Origin of the sequence: Geobacillus sp. B4113_201601, from assembly GCF_001587475.1 — a bacterium.
GTDB lineage: Bacteria > Bacillota > Bacilli > Bacillales > Anoxybacillaceae > Geobacillus > Geobacillus icigianus.
Map to the genome: position 1 here is coordinate 17135 of NZ_LQYX01000085.1, position 17995 is coordinate 35129.

Consider the following 17995-nt stretch of genomic DNA (forward strand, 5'->3'; position numbering starts at 1 on the left):
ATAATGGGGCACCTTCTTTCATACTTGGTATGCACACCATGTTGGGCTTTGGGGCGAATCATCGTTTGAAACAACGTTTTTCATTTTGGACAACAGGGGGCTCCCCGCATGCTCGATCAACGGAAGAAAACGGGTTATGTCAGTTGGGCAGTTTTGATTGCGCTAGTGCTTTTGGCGATTGAAATTTCGTTTTTCCATCCCGGATGGTTGTTTTCGATCGGATTATCGGTCGCTTTGCTTTATATCGGCAAACAGTCTTGGCCGCGCAGACGGGGGAAAGTGCTCTTTTGGCTCGGCGGCATTAGTCTCGTGTTTCATATGTTTACGATGGTGACAGCCCGGTTGATCGTTGTTGCTAGTTTATTTTACTTTATTTGGAAGTTTGCTCAGTCCAAGCAGCAGCCGACCGTTATTCGTCCTGTCATCACGGAAGCGACGAGTGGAAACGAGGAAATCATCGAGCGGCAGCCGTTGTTTTGTAATGTGCTGTTTGGACGGCAGGCGACTCCCGAACATGTGTATGAATGGGATGACGTCAACATTCAAACCGGCATTGGCGATACGGTGATCGACGTCAGCAACACCGTCTTGCCGAAAGGGGAAGCGGTGATTATGGTGCGCGGGTGGATCGGTCATGTGCGCGTGCTTGTTCCGTACGAGGTGGAGACGAAGGTCGTCCATTCGGCCATCGTTGGTGGTGCGACGGTGTTTGGGCATGCGACAGAACAGCTGTTTAATCAGACGTTCCTTTATCAGACCCCTTCGTATCAAGCGGCCGAGCGGAAACTGAAAATTGTCACCTCGATGATGATCGGCCATCTTGAGGTGAAGCGGCTATGAGCCGGTCGTTGATTGTTTCCGTGTTATCAGCGCTGATTGTTTTTGGTTTGTTGTTTGTTTCCTTTGTGTACGCGTTTCCGCTGGGGACATGGGTGGAGCTGTGGGAGAGAACGGTGATGGGGGTCCCGTTTTTGCTGTTTGTGACAGCCGGCAGTTTGCTGGTTGGGATCGTGAGCGGGCTTCTGTTGGATATCGTTTGGCGGAGGCAGCGAGAGGCTCTCAGGCAGGCGCTGGAACACATTGAACGTGGTGAAATCGGGGAGCTTTACCGGACCGAAGCGCCATCGGAGCTGCAAGACGTCTGGCGACAAATCGAGAAGCTGCAAGCGCAATGGCGCGCGCAAACGAAGCGCGTGCAAAAGTTAGCGGCGGAAAAGGCCGAACAGGAAGAACGGCTCGTTGAACGCATTCTTTCGGAAGAGCGCACGCGGTTGGCGCGGGAGCTGCACGATTCGGTCAGCCAACAATTGTTCGCTGCTTCGATGATGATGTCGGCCGTCATGGAAACGATGCCGCCGGATGATGAACGGCAGCGCAAACAATTGACCATGGTCGAGCAAATGATTCACCAGTCGCAATTGGAAATGCGGGCGCTGCTTTTGCATTTGCGGCCGGTGCAGCTGAAAGGCAAATCGCTTCAAGAAGGGATGAACGAACTGCTCACGGAATTGGCGGGCAAAGTGCCGCTTGAGATAAGATGGAACATCGAAGACGTTCCGCTCGATAAAGGGGTGGAAGATCATCTGTTTCGCATTTTGCAGGAGTCGTTGTCGAACACGTTGCGCCATGCGAAAGCGAAGTCGTTGGAAGTACTGCTCATCGAACGGGACGGGTTTGCGATTTTGCGCGTCACTGACGACGGTGTCGGTTTTGATGTGGAACGTTCAAAAAGCGGTTCGTACGGGTTGAAGCACATGTATGAGCGGGCGGCGGAAATCGGCGGAACATTGAAGGTAGTCAGCTTAAAAGACCAAGGAACACGGCTGGAAGTGAAAGTGCCGCTTTTGCATAGGGGGGATGACCGTGATTAAGGTGCTGCTTGTCGATGATCATGAAATGGTGAGGCTTGGCGTGTCGGCGTATTTGTCCGCTCAACCGGACATGGAGGTGATCGGTGAGGCGGAGGATGGGCAAAAGGGAGTTGAGCTCGCTCTCCAGTTGCGGCCGGATGTCATTCTGATGGACTTGGTGATGGAACCAGTGGACGGCATTGCCGCGACACAGGAAATCATTCGCGCATGGCCGGGGGCGAAAATCATTGTCGTGACGAGTTTTTTGGATGATGAAAACGTGTTCGCGGCGCTCGAAGCAGGGGCGACGAGCTATTTGTTGAAAACATCGAAAGCGAGCGAAATTGCCGACGCCATTCGCGCTACGTTCCACGGACAATCGGTGCTCGAGCCGGAAGTAGCGGGAAAAGTCATGCCAAACCGGCGAAAACAACGAGAGCGGCTGCCGCACGAACAGCTTACGAGCCGGGAGATGGAAGTGCTTTTGTTGATGGCGCAAGGGAAGACGAATCAAGAAATGGCTGAGGAATTGTTCATTTCCCTCAAAACGGTGAAAGTGCATGTGAGCAACATCCTCTCTAAACTCGGCGTCCAAGACCGGACGCAAGCGGTCATTTATGCGTTTCGGCATGGGCTAGTGAAGTGAGGAGTGCATCATTTGGCCGCGATGGGAAAAAGATCGCCATGTTCAGACGAAAACCGCTCCGTTTCATCAAACGGAACCCGAGGATGAAACAGGAGCGGTTTTGTTCGTTGCGGTGGGTCAAAAAGGCTAACGTTTCGAGAGGAATTACGCTTGTTTGGCCAATTGGCGAAGCTTTCGGTCGTGATGGAGCACCTTCGTGGTCAACACGTCGACCGAGGTTTGCGTGTCTGCGAGTTCTTCTTCGAGGCGATCGCTTCGTTCGTTCAGTTGTCTGTTCATCTGTTGCATTTCCTCACGAAGGGAATCGATTTTGGCTTCAAGACGGGTTTCGACAGCATGGATTTCGCTGCGGAGCTGCTGGCCCATTTCGTGCATTTCGCCGCGGAGTCGTTGTTCCATTTCCTCCATTTTCGAGCTGATTTTGTCGGAATGTTGTTCGAGGGCGTGCAGCACCGCTTGGATGATCGTGTTTTCTTCCATTCGTTTCACCTCCTCATAGCCATTATAGGCGAAACGGAACGGAAGCGAAAGAGAAAAGATGGCGGGTTTCGTCGAAACAGGGCGGTCGAATTTTTGGAGCGAACCGCGTGTTTTCGATTTATTATGCCGCCTGCTTTGCCATACAATAGAACTATAGCTTGGCCGAAAAAAGGAGATGAGCAAATTGGATGCGGGGTGGACGTTTGACAACCGTTATGCAAGGCTGCCGGAACGCTTTTTCAGCCGTGTTCTCCCCACGCCGGTGCGCGCGCCGGAACTGGCGGTGCTCAACCGGCCGCTTGCGGCAGAACTTGGGTTGAATGAGAAAGCATTGCGAAGCGACGCAGGGGTGGCGGTGCTGGCGGGAAATCGGATTCCGGACGGGGCTGAGCCGCTGGCGCAAGCGTATGCTGGGCATCAGTTCGGCTATTTCACGCTGCTTGGCGACGGACGGGCGGTGCTCATCGGCGAGCATGTCACCCTAGGCGGCAAGCGGGTGGATATTCAGCTGAAAGGCTCGGGTCGGACGCCGTATTCGCGCGGCGGCGATGGGCGGGCGGCGCTCGGGCCGATGCTGCGGGAGTACATCGTGAGCGAGGCGATGCATGCCCTTGGCATTCCGACGACCCGCAGTCTGGCGGTCGTGACAACGGGAGAGACGATTCGGCGGGAAATCGAACTGCCTGGGGCGGTGTTAACCCGCGTCGCCTCAAGTCATTTGCGTGTCGGGACGTTCCAATACGCGGCGCAATGGGGGACGAAAGAAGAGCTGCGCGCGTTGGCCGATTACGCGCTCGAGCGGCATTTCCCTCGGTTTGAAGAGGCTGAAAACCGCTATTTGTTTTTGCTTGAACAAGTCATCGCCCGGCAAGCAGCATTGATCGCCCAATGGCAGCTGGTCGGTTTCGTCCACGGGGTGATGAACACCGATAACATGACGATCAGCGGGGAAACGATCGATTACGGGCCATGCGCGTTTATGGACACGTATGACTTGAAGACGGTGTTCAGCTCCATCGATATGGAAGGACGGTATGCGTACGGCAATCAGCCGTATATCGGGGGCTGGAACTTAGCCCGATTGGCGGAGAGCTTGCTGCCGCTGCTGGATGAGGATGAGGAAAAGGCGGTGGCGGTGGCGCAGGAAGCGCTCGATCAATATCCAACGTTGTATCATCGTCATTGGCTCGACGGGATGAGAGCGAAACTCGGTTTGGCTGAAGCGCAAGAGGGGGATGGCGGGCTTATCGCCGATTTATTGCGGCTGATGGAAGAATACCGCGCTGATTATACGAACACGTTCCGGGCGTTGACGTTAGGCGAGTACACCGGAATGGCACTCTTTGACGCTTCCGAGTTTCGCGAGTGGCACGAGCGCTGGCAAACGCGGCTCAGCCAAGAAGCGGTTTCGCGGGAAGAAGCGTATGAACGGATGCGCCGCCATAATCCGGCCGTCATTCCGCGCAACCATCGAGTCGAAGAGGCGTTGGCCGCCGCGGTCGATTGCGGCGACTACAGCGTGATGGAGCGTTTCCTCGAAGCGTTGGCCGACCCGTACGCTTATTCGCTGGAACAAGCCGAGTACGCGGAGCTGCCGCCGCCGTCCGACCGGCCGTACCGGACGTTTTGCGGGACGTGAAAAGGGCCCTTGGGAGCCCTTTTTTCATTTTCCTCTTTACTTTGACGTTGCGTCAAGGTGTATCGTCATCCATAGGGAGGTGAGGAACATCGAGTACACCGTGCATGAGCTGGCCAAACTGGCGGGGGTGACAAGCCGTACGCTTCGGTATTACGATCAGATTGGGTTGCTGAAGCCGGCGCGGTTGAGCGACGCCGGGTATCGGCTGTACGGGCCGCGCGAAGTCGATCGTTTGCAGCAAATTCTCTTTTACCGCGAACTTGGCGTCGATTTGGAAACGATCAAACAAATCATTCATTCCCCGTCCTTTGATGAACTGAAAGCGCTAAGGGAGCACCGCCAACAGCTGTTGGAAAAAAGACGCCATTTGGATGCGTTGATTGCGAGCGTTGAACAAACGATTGCCGCGAAAGAAGGGGGAATCTCAATGAGCGACGAGGAAAAGTTTGCTGCGTTCAAGGAGCAGCTGATTGAAGAAAACGAGCGGAAATATGGAGAAGAAATTCGCCGGAAGTATGGCGATGAACATGTCGATCGTTCCAACGACAGGCTGCGGAAGATGACGAAGGAACAGGTGGATGAGGCGGAACGACTCAGTCAAGAGGTGCTTGAGGCATTGAAAGAAGCGATGCAAGATGGCGACCCGGCCGGCGAGGCGGCGCAACGGGCGGCGGATTTGCACCGTCAATGGCTTTGCTTCTGGTGGGATCATTATTCGAAGGAAGCGCATGCCGGACTGGCGCGCCTGTATGTCGAGGACGAACGGTTCAAAGCGTATTATGACCAAGTGCATCCGGGAGCGGCTGAGTTTCTCAAAGAAGCGATTTGGATTTATACGGGGATGAAAGACCGGTAAGCGGCAGGCGGCCCGTCCGAAGAATAGGCGGGCCGCCGTTTTTGATGGCTCTGGATGAAGGCGCTCGGTTTGCGGTACAATCAAAGTGGTGCATAAGGGGTCCTCGATGAACAGCGAAAGGAAGGAGTGGGTGCAATGGAGGCGCTCAGACAACGACTGCGGGCCATTGACCAAAAGGGATATAAAGCGTACAAAACGATTGAGGGGGAGTATTCCTTTCCGGCATTTACCTTGGCGATTGACCATGTGCAAGGCGACCCGTTTGCGGAACCGTCGAAAATTCGGGTGATCGTGCCACGGGTGAAGACGGTGTTGACATCGGAGTGGACGAACACGAAACCGCGCCGCGTCCGTTGCGAAGATGTGCTGGCGCGCCGCGTCCATCACGAACTGCGGCAATGGCCGGCGCGGGCGCGCGGGTCGGGAAAAAGCGGGCTCGTGTCGATCGACGCCCCGGGGCAGAAGGTGCTCGAGCGAACGGCGGTGCACATCACCGATGAGACGATCGCCATTTGTTTATCGGTAGGCTTGCCGGCCAACGGGCGGCGCATTTTAGCGAAGGAAGCCGAGAGCATTTTTTTTGAACAAATTCCGGCCGTGATCAAGCGGGCGGTGTACGGCCTTCGTGAAGAGGAGATCCGCCCGGCGGTTGAGCTGGCCGATCAACAGCATGCCATCCGCCGCTATTTGCATGAGCGCGGATGGGTGGCGTTTGTCGCCAACGGCGCGATTTTGCCGCGCGAAAGCGGGGTGAGCGACAAGCCGCTGCGAAAAGGTGCGGTGCCGTTTCAAAGCCCGCCGGAGCTCGAGGTGGCGATTCCGGTGCCGCATCGCGCCGAACCGATCAAAGGCATGGGCATCCGGAAGGGGATCACGCTCATTGTCGGCGGGGGTTACCACGGAAAATCGACGCTGCTTCAGGCGTTAGAACACGGTGTGTATGACCATATCGCCGGCGATGGCCGGGAGTTTGTTATCACTGACAGCGGGGCGGTGAAAATTCGCGCTGAGGACGGCCGCAGCGTGGCCAATGTCGATATTTCCCCGTTTATCGGCACGCTGCCGTACGGCAAGGAGACGACGCGCTTTTCGACGGAAAACGCGAGCGGCAGCACCTCGCAAGCCGCGAGCATGATCGAAATGATCGAAGCCGGGGCGTCGGCGTTTTTGATCGATGAAGATACGAGCGCCACCAATTTGTTCATGCGCGACGCGCGCATGCAGGCGCTCATCGCGAAAGAAGCCGAGCCGATCACCCCGTATATCGACAAAGCCCGCCAGCTGTTTCACGACTACGGCATTTCCACTGTCTTGGTCGTCGGAGGGTTAGGGGATTATTTTGAGATTGCCGATTGTGTGATCAAACTGGAACAGTATGTTCCATCCGATGTGACCAGCGAAGCGAAACAGATCGCGGCCAAGATGCCATCGGGGCGGAAAGCGGAAGGCGGAGCGTCGTTTGGCCGCATTCGTGAGCGCATCCCGCTGCCGGAAAGCTTAAACAGCCAAAAAGGAAAGAAAGCGAAAGCGGCCGCGCGCGGTCGCCATGTCATTCAATACGGGCTGACGGACGTGCTGTTGTATGCGCTCGAGCAGCTTGTTGACGACAGCCAGACGCGAGCGATCGCTGCGTCGTTTTTGTATATGGAGCGAAAAGGGTGGCTCGACGGAACGAAGACCGTCCGGCAATTGCTCGATGCCATCGAGGAACGGTGGGACCGACACGGGCTTGGCTCGATTTCTTTCCGCAACGGCCATCCCGGCGAGTTCGCCCGCCCGCGCCGCTTCGAGCTGGCGGCGGCGCTCAATCGGCTGCGGACGCTTCGCTGCCGGTAGTGCTAGGAATAGAAGGACGGCACGTGGAGGGGAGGTTATGCCCGCTTTTTGCCGCCCGGCTGTGCTTCCGCCTGAACAAACGGCGCTTGTTGCGGGGAGGAGCATCAGTATCTTTGCTGGGAGCAAAATGAACATGCCCCGCTGGACCGCAGGGCAAAAGAGAAACATCAGCCCCTTTGCTCGGAATAGCGGCGGCTGTCCCCTGTTTTCCGGTGATTTGACTCTAGCGCCATGAAGCCATTGCCGCTATAATAAAGGTTATGAGTGCAACGTGGCGAAAGCGGCGGGAAGCCGCGGCAAGTGAGGGGGGACAGGGCATGAACAAATCCAAAGGCTGGATCGAATCCGAAATCAGCAAAGCGTTGACGAAATGGGAAAAAGACTTTCTTGGCCGCGGCTCGGTGTCGGTCAAAACGGATATTTTGCGCGACATGATCATCGTGTCCTTGCACGGCATTTTGACGCCAGCGGAGTATGCGCTGTGCGAGACGAAAGAAGGGATGCTGGCGGTAAAGCGGTCGAGAACGAGTTTGGTCGAATCGGGAGTCGATGAGTTGAAAGAGATGATTTTCGAGATCACCGGCGAGCAGGTGAAAAGCTTCCACACTGATTTGAGCACGCGAACAGGCGAGCGCATCATTGTTTTTAAGCTGTTTCACGATTTGGAAAAGCAGCTGACAAAGTAACGTTTTTCATGACATGTCCATCAAGATGTTGTATAATAAAAACAACTTTTGTATAGTAAGTATAAAATAAAATTGAGAGGACGATGCTGTCGGCAGCCCTTCAAAAAACCTAGGTCGGCTTAGGTTCGTTGAAGGGAAACCGACCGTCGCCCATCGCAAGACAGTTTGCGGGAGATCTTCAAACAATCGCATCGAAGATTGGTTGAAGGTAAACCGGCTATGAGCAATCGCTCGGCAATGGAACGGCCTTGTGGAGCCGCCTTGCCGGATTGACATAGCCGGTTTTTTCTTTTCTTCCACACGGAGTGCCAATCAAACAGAGGGGAGGAGACGGAAATGGGAATGGAATGGATCGCTTCGGGATGGTTTGCATCGGTGGTTGTTGTCCTCATCAGTGCGCTGATCTGGCTGTTCCCGCGTGTGCCGGAGCGATACGTGCATGTTCATGTTTGGCTGTTGCTTCTGCCGGGGGCTGTCGCGCTGATCGGGTGGATCGGCGCTGGGACGGTGGATATGGGCCGCTTTCGGTTTGATGCCGTTAGTTGGCTGTCCGGCGTGTATGTTTCTTTGTTGAGTTGGGCGATCCAACGGTTTTCGATTCGCTATTTGCATGGAGATCGCCGCTATCGGTGGTATTTCTCGCTTTTGACGTGGACGACGGTGGCCGCTTCGCTCACGTGGGCGGCCGGCGACTTGCGATTGATCGCAGTGTGCTGGGGGCTGCCGCTCGTGGGGCTTGTGGCGTTGACGGCGTTGAAAAAAAAATGGAGTCCGGTTCCGTTCGTCGTTCGGCAAATGGGGCTGATGTTTGGCGCGAGTTGGCTCGCTTTGATCATTGTGGCTGTCTGGCTTGGGGTCGACAGCGGGGAATGGACGTTGACCGCTGCGTTATCCGCCGAGCGGATCGCCCACTTGGAAGCTTGGGAACGGGCGGTGTTTAACGGGTTGCTGTTGGTGGCGGCCATCATTCCGGCCGGTCAGTGGCCGTTTCATCGCTGGCTGATGGAATCGGTTGTGACGCCGACGCCTGTGTCAGCCGTCATGCATGCCGGATTGGTGAATGCAGGTGGTTTGTTGCTCGGGCGCTTTGCCCCGCTCTTTACCGACACGTGGGCGCATGTTTTGCTCTTTTTGCTTGCCTTTGTCTCGATTTTGATCGGCACAGGCATCAGCTTTGTTCATGTTGACTACAAGCGTCAGCTCGTCGGTTCGACGATGGCGCAAATGGGTGTTATGCTTGTGCAATGCGCTCTTGGCGCTTACGGGGCGGCGGTGGTGCACTTAGTGCTGCACGGATTGTTCAAAGCTACGCTCTTTTTGCAGTCCGGTTCGGTCGTGCCGCGAGTGGGCCGGGCGGGAGAACGGGTCACGGCCGGTTCGTGGCGCGGAGGAATGGTTGTCGGGCTGGTGCTCGGTGCGGTCTTTTGGCAGGCGGCTCCGCATGAGCCGGCCCGGCTGTTGAGCGCGCTTTTGCTTGCGGCCTCGGCAACAGTTGCTTGGGGGCGGCTTGCGGATTTTCGCGAAGGACGATGGCTGGGGTTTGCGGTTGTCGCTGCTTTGGCGCTGGTGTCCGAAACGGTGCGCCATCAATTTATGGTGCTGCTTTATAACGGGATGCCATCCGCGTTTCTGCCGCCCGCTTCGTTCGAATGGCTTGTCTGCGCTCTGTTTGTTGCCGCAGCGCTGGTTGCTGTATGGGTCGCAAACCGGCGCAGCTCCATGCTTGCCACTCACCTGTACATGTGGCTTGTTCATCTTGGTGAGCCGCGTGCGGCGGCGACCGAAGCACAACCGCGTTATTTGGCATCCTATCTAAAGGAGGGGATGGCTCATGAGTAGAGCCGTTGTATCAATCGAACGGTCGTCGGCAGAAAAAAAAGGAGGCGCCCGCCCGCTCGCCGTCATGGTCAGCGAAGCGGCGAAGGCAATCGCTCCGCTTTGGCCGATTTCTGCGTTTATTGCCCGCCATCCGTGGATGGGGATGGAAGACAAGTCGTTTGTCGACGCGGCTGACCGGCTCCAAGAAGCTTATGGCATCGATTTGTATCCGCCAATGGCCGTTTTTCATTCGGCCCTATCCAAAGGGGAGATTGACGTTTCCTTCGTCGAGCGGCGTCTGCAACGATGGTTGGATGACGAGCCGCTTCCTGCGCCGCGCCATGAAGCGGAACGTCTATGCCGCTCCCTCCTTTGGAACGATGAGGTGCCAGAAGAGGCGCTTCAAGCGCCGGAATTGGCTGAGTTAGCTGCGATCACATTGCCGCGTCATGCTTCCATTCGTCCGGTGTCCGTACGCCTTCGTTTTGCCAAACGGCTAGATCAACAAATGGCAAAATGGTGCAAGCTGTTTTACGATCGGGGAGAGGCGGCGTGGGCGCTGCCGCATCGCGAACAAGGCTTTTACGGGTCTTGGCGTCGTTTGGCGCCTCTTGATCCGTCCTTGTCCAAGGAGGAGCGGAAACGGCTTTTCGATTGGCCTTGCCATCCAGAGGAGGCGCTGCAACGGGCGCTTGAGCAGCTCGGGGTGCAGGATGAGGAAGCGGTGGCCTATTTAGAAGCGCACTTATTAGCTCTGCCCGGCTGGGCGGGGATGATTGTCTGGAAATCGCGCCAGGCAGGCGATGAAGTGGATGGATTGATTGATTACTTAGCGGTTCGTTTATCGCTGGAGTGGGTGTTCGCAGCGCCGCATCTGCCGCTGAAGGAGGAAGAAAACGAAGACGATCGTACCGTTGGGCCGCTGTTGACCGCTTGGATCCATTGGGGCGGGATGACGGTGGACGACTGGCGCCGCCTGTCGCTCCAAGATCGCCAAACTCGCTTGGCGTTCGCCGATCGTTTTTGGAGGATCGGCCGCCGCCATCTTTGGCTTGAGGCGTGGGAAGACACGTATGAAGCGAAGCTGAAAGAAGCGGTTCTCGCCCGTCAACCAGAGGAGCCAAAAGAGCCGGTGACAGCGCAGCTATTGTTTTGCATTGATGTGCGCTCCGAGCCGTTCCGCCGCCATCTCGAGGAGGCGGGGCCGTTTGAAACGTACGGTTGCGCCGGCTTTTTCGGTTTGCCGATTCAAACGCGCGTACTGGATGGCGATGAAGCTCATCCGTCTTGCCCGGCGATTGTGGCGCCGCAGCATGAAATCAAGGAAACCGCTTCTCCGGAGACGGCAGCGCCGTACCGCCGGCGACGTGATCTGTTCCGCTTTGTCGGCCGAACGTTTAAAAAAATCAAGCAGCATCTGCTGGCTGGTTTACTGCTTCCAGAAATGAGCGGGCCGTGGCTCGGTTTGCATACGATCGCCCGCAGCGCAGCGCCGGCTTGGACCGGGCAAGCCATTCATCAGGCGGAAATGTCGGCGGAACAAAAACCGAAGACGACACTGTCGCTGGATTGCCAAGGGCATGACGAAACGACCGGATTGCCGATCGGGTTGACAAAAGAAGAGCAAGTGCAATACGTAAAACAACTCCTCGTCAACATTGGATTGACATCCTCATTTGCTCCGCTTGTCGTCGTCTGCGGCCATGAAAGCGAGACGACAAACAACCCGTATGCGTCGGCGCTCGATTGCGGGGCGTGTGGCGGCGCGGCTGGGGCGTTCAACGCCCGTGTGTTTGCCGCCTTGGCCAACTTGCCGCACGTGCGGGATGAATTGGCGAAAGAGGGAATCGTCATCCCGGATGAGACAGTGTTCGTCGCCGCTGAACATATCACGACCGTTGACGAGTTGCGTTGGGTGGAAGTGCCGCCGTTATCCGAAACGGCAAAACAGTCGTTTAAGCAACTGACACAGGCGCTGGCCGGCGTCAGCCGCCAAGCCAATGCTGAGAGGATGGCGAAGCTGCCGCATGTCGGCGCCATGCCGCGTGATCCGGTTGCCGAAGCCCGACGCCGCGCCGTCGATTGGAGTGAAATTCGTCCGGAGTGGGGATTGGCGGGGAACGCCGCTTTCCTGATTGGCCGGCGGGCGTTGACAAAGGGTGTTCATTTAGACGGCCGAGTGTTTTTGCACAGCTACGATTGGCGCGAAGATCCGACCGGTGAGGCGCTGGCCGGCATCATCGCTGGGCCGGCCACGGTTGGGCAGTGGATCAACTTGCAATATTATGCTTCGACAGTGGCGCCGCATCATTACGGAAGCGGCGACAAAACGACCCAGACGGTGACCGGCGGCATCGGTGTCATGCAAGGGAATGGGGGCGACTTGCTGGCCGGCTTGCCGTGGCAGTCCGTCGCCGCGTCTGACCGTGAGTGGTTCCATTCCCCGCTTCGGTTGCTTGTTGTTGTTGAAGCGCCGTCTTCCTATATCGAGCGGCTGCTCGATGAAAATAGCGAATTTCGGCGCAAAGTCCAAAACGGCTGGCTCCGCCTCGCTTCGATTGACCCAAACAGCGGGGAGTGGGTAAGCTGGGAGGCAGGCCGCCTCGCATCGGTACAGCAACGCTAAAAAAAAAAACGATCTGCCGCTTGCTGAGTTTGTTTGGCCGGCGGCTTTTTTTCGTCAACTGCCAAACAAGGCAGGGAAAATGGATGTACGCCGCGAAATAAGATAGTAGTTGGTACAACAGCAACAAGAAAGACGAGGAAAGAGGGAAAGAGGATGAAAACGCAGTTTATCGCTGGTCATGCGCGGCTGCCGGCTGGAATGGCGGCCAAAAGCTTGTATGATACGTTGACGATCACGGCGGAAATTGATAAAAAATACGGGGTGATCGTGGAAGCATCGTGCACACTGGCTACTGAACATGGGCGCGATTACGTGGCCCGCCTGCTTCGCGGCCATTCGCTGCGTGATGGCATCGACGATCTGCTCGCCGAGCTTGACGAAGGGTATTTAGGAAAAGCCCATTCTGCCCTGTGCGCGGCGCTAAAAGATTTGTACAAGCAATATTGCAAAATGGAGGAGAATGAGTTTTAAGCAGTTGCCCCCTTATCGGTTGATGGGGGCAACTGCGTTTTGGTGCGGGTTAGCGGTTTGGCCGTCCATGATCTCGTCGGTGTTTCAGTTTTCAGCCGGCCGCCATGCCGGCAGCGTTTTGCGCAGCGGTTTGTCCTGGCGGTAACCGAGCACATATTCAGCCTGCATGATTGTATGAATTTCCCGCGTTCCTTCGTAAATGACCGGCGCTTTCGAGTTGCGCAAGTATCGCTCGACCGGGTATTCGTTCGAATAGCCGTAGGCGCCATGGATTTGCACGGCGTCGTCGGCCGCCTGGTTCGCGTAGTCGCAGGCAATCCATTTGGCAAGGGATGTTTCTCTCGTGCAGCGCCGGCCTTCGTTTTTGAGAAAGCCGACTTTGTAAACGAGCAGGCGGCTGATTTGCAACCCGGCTTCCATGCGGGCGATCATTTGTTGAACGAGCTGATGGCGGCCGATTTCTTTGCCGAATGTTTTTCGTTCGTGGCAGTATTTCACGCTCGCCTCAAGACATGCCATAATAAGGCCAACTGCGCCGGCTGCGACGGTGAAGCGGCCGTTGTCAAGCGCTGACATGGCGATTTTGAATCCTTCGCCTTCCTCACCGAGCAAGTTTTCTTTCGGGACGCGGACGTTGTCAAAAAACAGTTCGCCCGTGTTGCCGGAACGGATGCCGAGCTTCCCTTTGATCGGCTGCGAGGAAAAGCCCGGCATCGTCCGCTCGACAATGAAGGCGGAAATGCCGTGATGTTTTTTGGTTTTGTCGGTGTAAGCAAACACGAGGAAATGATCTGCGATATCGGCGAGAGAAATCCACGTTTTTTGTCCGTTTAAAATGTAATCATCGCCGTCGCGAACGGCCGTCGTTTGGATGGAGGCGACGTCCGATCCAGCGTTCGGTTCGGTGAGTCCGAAGGCGCCAATTTTTTCCCCGCGCGCTTGCGGGATGAGGTATTTTCGCTTTTGTTCTTCCGTGCCCCACTGCAGCAAAGTTAAGCTGTTCAGCCCCGTGTGGACGGAGACAGCGGTGCGGAAGGCGGTGTCGCCGCGTTCGAGTTCTTCGCAGACGATAGCGAGCGAGTTGTAATCCATGCCCATGCCGCCGTACTCTTCCGGAATGCAGACGCCCATTAAGTTCAGTTCGGCGAGCCGTTTGAAGATGGCGCGGTCAAATTCGCCGCGTTCATCCCATTCCTTGATATGCGGCATAATCTCGCGGTCGACGAATTTGCGCACCGTTTGCCGAAGCATGTCTTGTTCAGGTGTAAAATCAAAGTTCATCATCGATGGATCCCCTTTCTGTCCGATTGGTTTGAATTCGATCATCAGTTGCGGCGGTTGTTTCGCCTTCATATTCCGGCCGCTTTTCCCACGCCTTGGCGGCTTCGTCGTTATGCTCGCCGGGAAGGGGCGGAGGGAGCCGGTACGACACCGGCGTGTCAGAAAGTTTCAACGGGCTGGCGACCAGCTTCAAGGAACCGATGAGCGGGTGATGCATCGCCACCGTCATTTCCCGGGCGGCGGTTTGCGGATGGCTGAACAGTTCGTCAAGCGTCTGCACCGGCCCGCACGGAATGCCTTTTTCGGCGAGCAGCCGCTGCCATTCGGCTCGCGGTCGTTGCTTGATCTCGGCGTTCAGTCGCCGATTGAGCTCGTCGCGATGGGCGACGCGGCCGGCGTTCGTCTGAAAGCGCGGGTCGGTCCCGAGAGCGCGGTCGGACAAAAGCGAACAGAGCGCTTGAAATTGCCGATCGTTGCCGACGGCGATGACGATCGGCCCGTCGCTGGCCTCATAAGTAGAGTAAGGGACGATGTTAGGATGTTCATTGCCAAGCGGCTTCGGAACCGCGCCGGACAATAAATAGTTGGCGGCGACGTTCACGAGCGCGCTGACCGCGCAGTCGAATAGCGCCAGATCAATTTTTTGTCCGCGTCCCGTTTTTTCTCTAGCGAACAGCGCTGCTTCGATCGCGATGGCGGCGTACAAGCCGGTGAACACGTCCGTGACGGCGACCCCGACTTTGAGCGGGCCGGTTTCCTCGGTGCCGTTAATGCTCATCCACCCGCTCATCGCTTGAATGATGTAGTCATAGCCGGCCAATGCGGCGAGCGGGCCGGTCTCGCCAAATCCGGTGATGGAACAATAAATGAGACGCGGGTTGAGGCGCGATAAGTCGTCATAGCCGAGTCCCCACCGTTCCATCGTTCCGGTTTTGAAATTGTGAATGAGAACGTCGGCTCCCCCAGCGAGGCGGCGAATCGCTTCCCGGCCTTTTTCCGATTTTAAATCAACTGTCATGCTTCGCTTATTCCGGTTGATCGCCGTGTAGTAGGCGCTCATGCCGTTTTGAAACGGCGGTCCCCAAAACCGAGTGTCATCCGAGCCGCCTGGCGCTTCGACTTTGATGACATCGGCGCCTAGATCGCCTAAAATCATCGTCGCATACGGACCGGCCAAGACGCGTGACAAGTCGAGCACGCGCACGCCATCTAGCGCTCCTGGCATGGCATTTCCCTCCCTTCCGCGTTCATGGAAAAAGCCGGTTCCTATGCAGTCGTTTGGATAGGAACCGGCTGGAACGGACTGAGAAGACACCCCGGCATAGGGTGGTGTCAGGCCGCACAGTTCTTTGCGAATCGGTCTAGGAGGCTGATGATTTAATCCTAGATCCCTCTTTGCCATCTCATTTCTCAACTAGAAAAACCTTGTTGCATCGGTCCTGTTTTTCGAGCGTTCCCCCATTGATGAGGGGAACTAGCGGTTTTTCACCGTCCTCCTAGGGCTGGTGATTTAAGGGAGCAGGTCGCTTACCGACCTCGTTTCTCAACTAGAAAAGCCTTGTCGTATCAGGATATTCTTTCAAATGCTCCCCCATTGCGCAAAAGAAACAACCGTTTTTCATCAGCCTTCTAGAAGGCCGGTGATTTCGGGCAAAATACTGCTGAGTTCCTCTCATTTCTCAATGAGAGAAACCTCACAGAATCAGCTTTCTTTTCTGAATGAAAATGCCTCCAATTGGTGTGACAGCGGTTTTTCACCGGCCTTATCGGTGCTGCCGATGGGGGCAGCCGCGGCGAAAAACGGATCGGCTGCGCCGTCTGATCTGCGCAGGCGGCTGTGCCGGCAGGAGACGGCTAGTTATTTTTATTATAAAGCTTCATTTGTCAATTGTAAATATTCAGATAGAAAAAGGGCCGGGCGGCGTTTGTTCAAAGGTTAGGTGGGACCAAGGCGGTTTTTGCGTCCCCGTTACGGGCGTTGGTTCATGGCGGGACTCGCCCGCTACGTGCCCTAGAAGAAGCGGAAAAGCGTTGTGATCGGAGACAGGAGGAAAGGGGGAAAGCGCCGTTTGGCTCTTTTCTTGAAAGGGAAAAAAATTTCTTCTATCCTAAAAGCGTAACCGTTTCGGTGAGACAAGCTGAGCGGTGTCGTCTTCCCTTTGAACGAACCGAGCGCCCGCTTTCCCGACCATCGGGCTTTCGAGGCGCTCAAGGGAAAAGAAGTGAAGCGTCTGGGACAATTGAAGGCAATCGAGAGAAAAGCGCGAATATACTTGGTAAGGAAGGGGAATCGATGCTGCAAAGGAAGTGATGGGTCGATGTTTCATGTGTTAGTGACGACAGACGCCAATTACCTTCCACCGCTAAAGGTGTTGATGCATTCGTTGTTTTGCAACAATCAGCGCCCGTTTACGTTTTACTTGCTTTATTCACGCATTGCCGAACAAGACCTAGAAGCGCTCGGGGAATTCGTTCGCAGACAAGGGCATAAGCTTGTATCGATCTATGTGGACCCGCAACTGTTTTGTGATGCGCCTGTGTTCCGCCACTACACGGTTGAGATGTATTACCGATTGGCAGCGCATTTATTTTTGCCTCCGCATGTTGAACGCGTCTTATACCTTGATCCGGATATTGTGGCGATCAATCCGATCGATGAGCTGTACGAGATGGACTTTGAAGGGAACTTATTCATTGCCGCTGAACACACCCATTCGACAAAAGTGGCGAATTTATTCAATAAGCTGCGGCTGAAAACGCCGAACGCCAAGGGGTATTTCAATACGGGCGTGATGATGATGAACGTGGAGTTGATGCGCACGCACGTTCATCTTGCCGACATTTATCAATTTATCCGCGATCACCGCTTTAAGCTCGTCCTGCCCGATCAGGATGTAGTGAACGGGCTGTATTGGGACAAAATTAAGCCGGTCGACGGCTATCGTTACAATTATGATGCGCGTTATTACGATTTTTTGCAGCTGTTGCCCAACCCGAAACACGATTTAGCTTGGATTGAGGAAAACACCGTTTTTATCCATTATTGTGGGAAAGAAAAACCGTGGAAAGACCATTATAAAGGGGAGCTCGGACGGTTTTACAAACGGTACAGCCAAGTGCTGGAGCTCGAGGGCGAAGCGACAGTGTAAGGAATGGGGAGAAAAAGGTGTCCCGTTGCGGCGGGACACCTTCGTTGTTACCGTTTGCGCTCTTGGCGGCGGATGCCAGCGGCGGCCGCGCGCGCTTGCGCTTCGAGATCTTCATGGTCAGCAAACTCTTGCGAATAGTCCACGTCAATGCCGTCAGATTTCAGCTGTTTTGGCACTTGCGGCAAAGTCGCTTTGTTTTTGTCGCGCGTTCGTTGTCCGCGAGAACGACCCATTCCCCATGCCCCCTTGCTGAAAGATGTGAATCGTACGATTCATCGATTAGGATGGCTTGAACGGGGCAAAGGTATAAATGGTAATCCTATCTAAGAGGCTGGTGCCTTTACAATGTTAGTTCTCAATTAGAAAAACCTTGTTGTATCGGTCCTTTTTTCCGCGCATTCTCCCATTGATGAAGGGGATCAGCCGTTTTTCACCAGCCTTCTCAGTGCGGGCTGAATCGTCAAAGCTAAGGGCGGCTTTTTAGTGGCGAGCTTTTTTCGCTGTATAGCCGCCCGCTTGGTCCGCCAGTTTGAAATCGCGGGCATAGCTGACTTCTTGCGCGCTTGTTAGCGTATGTTTCGCTTTTTCGCGTTTTCGTTTTTCCGCCATCGCTTGTTCCCTCGCTTTTCATCGATCGTTTGTTGATTTTCATTTTGG

Annotated in this window: 17 protein-coding genes; 12 read left to right on the forward strand and 5 right to left on the reverse strand. The window is 55.5% G+C overall.

The window, feature by feature from the left end; translation table 11 throughout:
* The first annotated feature begins 108 nt into the window (after nucleotides 1-108).
* The 3 genes from liaF to B4113_RS12210 are packed head-to-tail and all read left to right on the forward strand — an operon-like array spanning nucleotide 109 to nucleotide 2496.
* Entirely contained in the window at nucleotides 109-840 is a 732-nt protein-coding gene (liaF, locus tag B4113_RS12200; RefSeq protein WP_033844575.1) for a cell wall-active antibiotics response protein LiaF, read from the forward strand.
* Nucleotides 837-1871 (forward strand): sensor histidine kinase, encoded by a 1035-nt coding sequence (locus tag B4113_RS12205; RefSeq protein WP_033844574.1) that lies wholly within the window; start codon nucleotides 837-839, stop codon nucleotides 1869-1871. Before liaF ends, B4113_RS12205 begins: the two co-directional genes overlap by 4 nt.
* Entirely contained in the window at nucleotides 1864-2496 is a 633-nt protein-coding gene (locus tag B4113_RS12210) for a response regulator transcription factor (protein WP_033844573.1), read from the forward strand. The genes B4113_RS12205 and B4113_RS12210 overlap by 8 nt, the downstream gene beginning before the upstream one ends.
* 144 nt (nucleotides 2497-2640) lie before the next feature.
* Here B4113_RS12210 and B4113_RS12215 read toward each other — a convergent pair whose 3' ends face one another.
* Entirely contained in the window at nucleotides 2641-2976 is a 336-nt protein-coding gene (locus B4113_RS12215) for a hypothetical protein (protein WP_033020030.1), read from the reverse strand.
* A 175-nt stretch (nucleotides 2977-3151) separates the two neighbouring features.
* On the opposite strand from B4113_RS12215, the gene B4113_RS12220 reads away from it, so the two are divergent.
* The 7 genes from B4113_RS12220 to B4113_RS12255 all read left to right on the forward strand — a co-directional run bounded on the left by B4113_RS12220 (nucleotide 3152) and on the right by B4113_RS12255 (nucleotide 12908).
* Nucleotides 3152-4615 carry a YdiU family protein gene (locus tag B4113_RS12220; protein WP_033844572.1) on the forward strand — a complete coding sequence of 488 codons (1464 nt, stop codon included), beginning with the start codon at nucleotides 3152-3154 and terminating at the stop codon, nucleotides 4613-4615.
* Between the two features lie 67 nt (nucleotides 4616-4682).
* Nucleotides 4683-5471, forward strand: coding sequence for a MerR family transcriptional regulator (locus tag B4113_RS12225; protein WP_033844570.1), 789 nt, complete (start codon nucleotides 4683-4685; stop codon nucleotides 5469-5471).
* A 135-nt stretch (nucleotides 5472-5606) separates the two neighbouring features.
* Nucleotides 5607-7307: an ABC-ATPase domain-containing protein gene (locus B4113_RS12230; RefSeq protein ID WP_033844569.1), complete on the forward strand. Its 1701-nt coding sequence runs from the start codon at nucleotides 5607-5609 to the stop codon at nucleotides 7305-7307.
* A 317-nt stretch (nucleotides 7308-7624) separates the two neighbouring features.
* Nucleotides 7625-7993: a DUF2294 domain-containing protein gene (locus B4113_RS12240; protein WP_033020034.1), complete on the forward strand. Its 369-nt coding sequence runs from the start codon at nucleotides 7625-7627 to the stop codon at nucleotides 7991-7993.
* A gap of 336 nt (nucleotides 7994-8329) precedes the next feature.
* Nucleotides 8330-9832, forward strand: a complete 1503-nt coding sequence (locus B4113_RS12245; protein WP_033844568.1) for an NADH dehydrogenase subunit 5 — start codon at nucleotides 8330-8332, stop codon at nucleotides 9830-9832.
* Entirely contained in the window at nucleotides 9825-12437 is a 2613-nt protein-coding gene (locus B4113_RS12250; protein WP_061912536.1) for a DUF2309 domain-containing protein, read from the forward strand. The genes B4113_RS12245 and B4113_RS12250 overlap by 8 nt, the downstream gene beginning before the upstream one ends.
* A 153-nt stretch (nucleotides 12438-12590) precedes the next feature.
* A complete protein-coding gene (locus B4113_RS12255) occupies nucleotides 12591-12908 on the forward strand; it encodes a DUF3870 domain-containing protein (protein ID WP_033844566.1) in 318 nt (105 codons plus the stop codon).
* A gap of 84 nt (nucleotides 12909-12992) precedes the next feature.
* On the opposite strand, the gene B4113_RS12260 is transcribed toward B4113_RS12255, so the two are convergent.
* Both B4113_RS12260 and B4113_RS12265 read right to left on the reverse strand, forming a co-directional pair.
* The gene (locus tag B4113_RS12260; RefSeq protein ID WP_061912537.1) at nucleotides 12993-14192 is read right to left on the reverse strand and encodes an acyl-CoA dehydrogenase family protein; all 1200 of its coding nucleotides are present in this window, start codon (nucleotides 14190-14192) and stop codon (nucleotides 12993-12995) included.
* Nucleotides 14179-15414, reverse strand: a complete 1236-nt coding sequence (locus B4113_RS12265) for a CaiB/BaiF CoA-transferase family protein (RefSeq protein ID WP_165570929.1) — start codon at nucleotides 15412-15414, stop codon at nucleotides 14179-14181. The genes B4113_RS12260 and B4113_RS12265 overlap by 14 nt, the downstream gene beginning before the upstream one ends.
* A gap of 358 nt (nucleotides 15415-15772) precedes the next feature.
* Between B4113_RS12265 and B4113_RS19590 the strand changes: the two genes are divergently transcribed.
* Both B4113_RS19590 and B4113_RS12270 read left to right on the forward strand, forming a co-directional pair.
* Nucleotides 15773-16129: a hypothetical protein gene (locus B4113_RS19590; protein ID WP_131385699.1), complete on the forward strand. Its 357-nt coding sequence runs from the start codon at nucleotides 15773-15775 to the stop codon at nucleotides 16127-16129.
* A 378-nt stretch (nucleotides 16130-16507) separates the two neighbouring features.
* On the forward strand, nucleotides 16508-17338 hold the full coding sequence (locus B4113_RS12270) for a glycosyltransferase family 8 protein (RefSeq protein ID WP_033844563.1): 831 nt from the start codon (nucleotides 16508-16510) through the stop codon (nucleotides 17336-17338).
* Between the two features lie 47 nt (nucleotides 17339-17385).
* Here B4113_RS12270 and B4113_RS12275 read toward each other — a convergent pair whose 3' ends face one another.
* On the reverse strand, nucleotides 17386-17571 hold the full coding sequence (locus B4113_RS12275) for a YfhD family protein (protein ID WP_033018872.1): 186 nt from the start codon (nucleotides 17569-17571) through the stop codon (nucleotides 17386-17388).
* 247 nt (nucleotides 17572-17818) lie between these two features.
* Nucleotides 17819-17947, reverse strand: coding sequence for a YfhE family protein (locus tag B4113_RS18935; protein WP_081897257.1), 129 nt, complete (start codon nucleotides 17945-17947; stop codon nucleotides 17819-17821).
* Nucleotides 17948-17995: the final 48 nt, after the last annotated feature.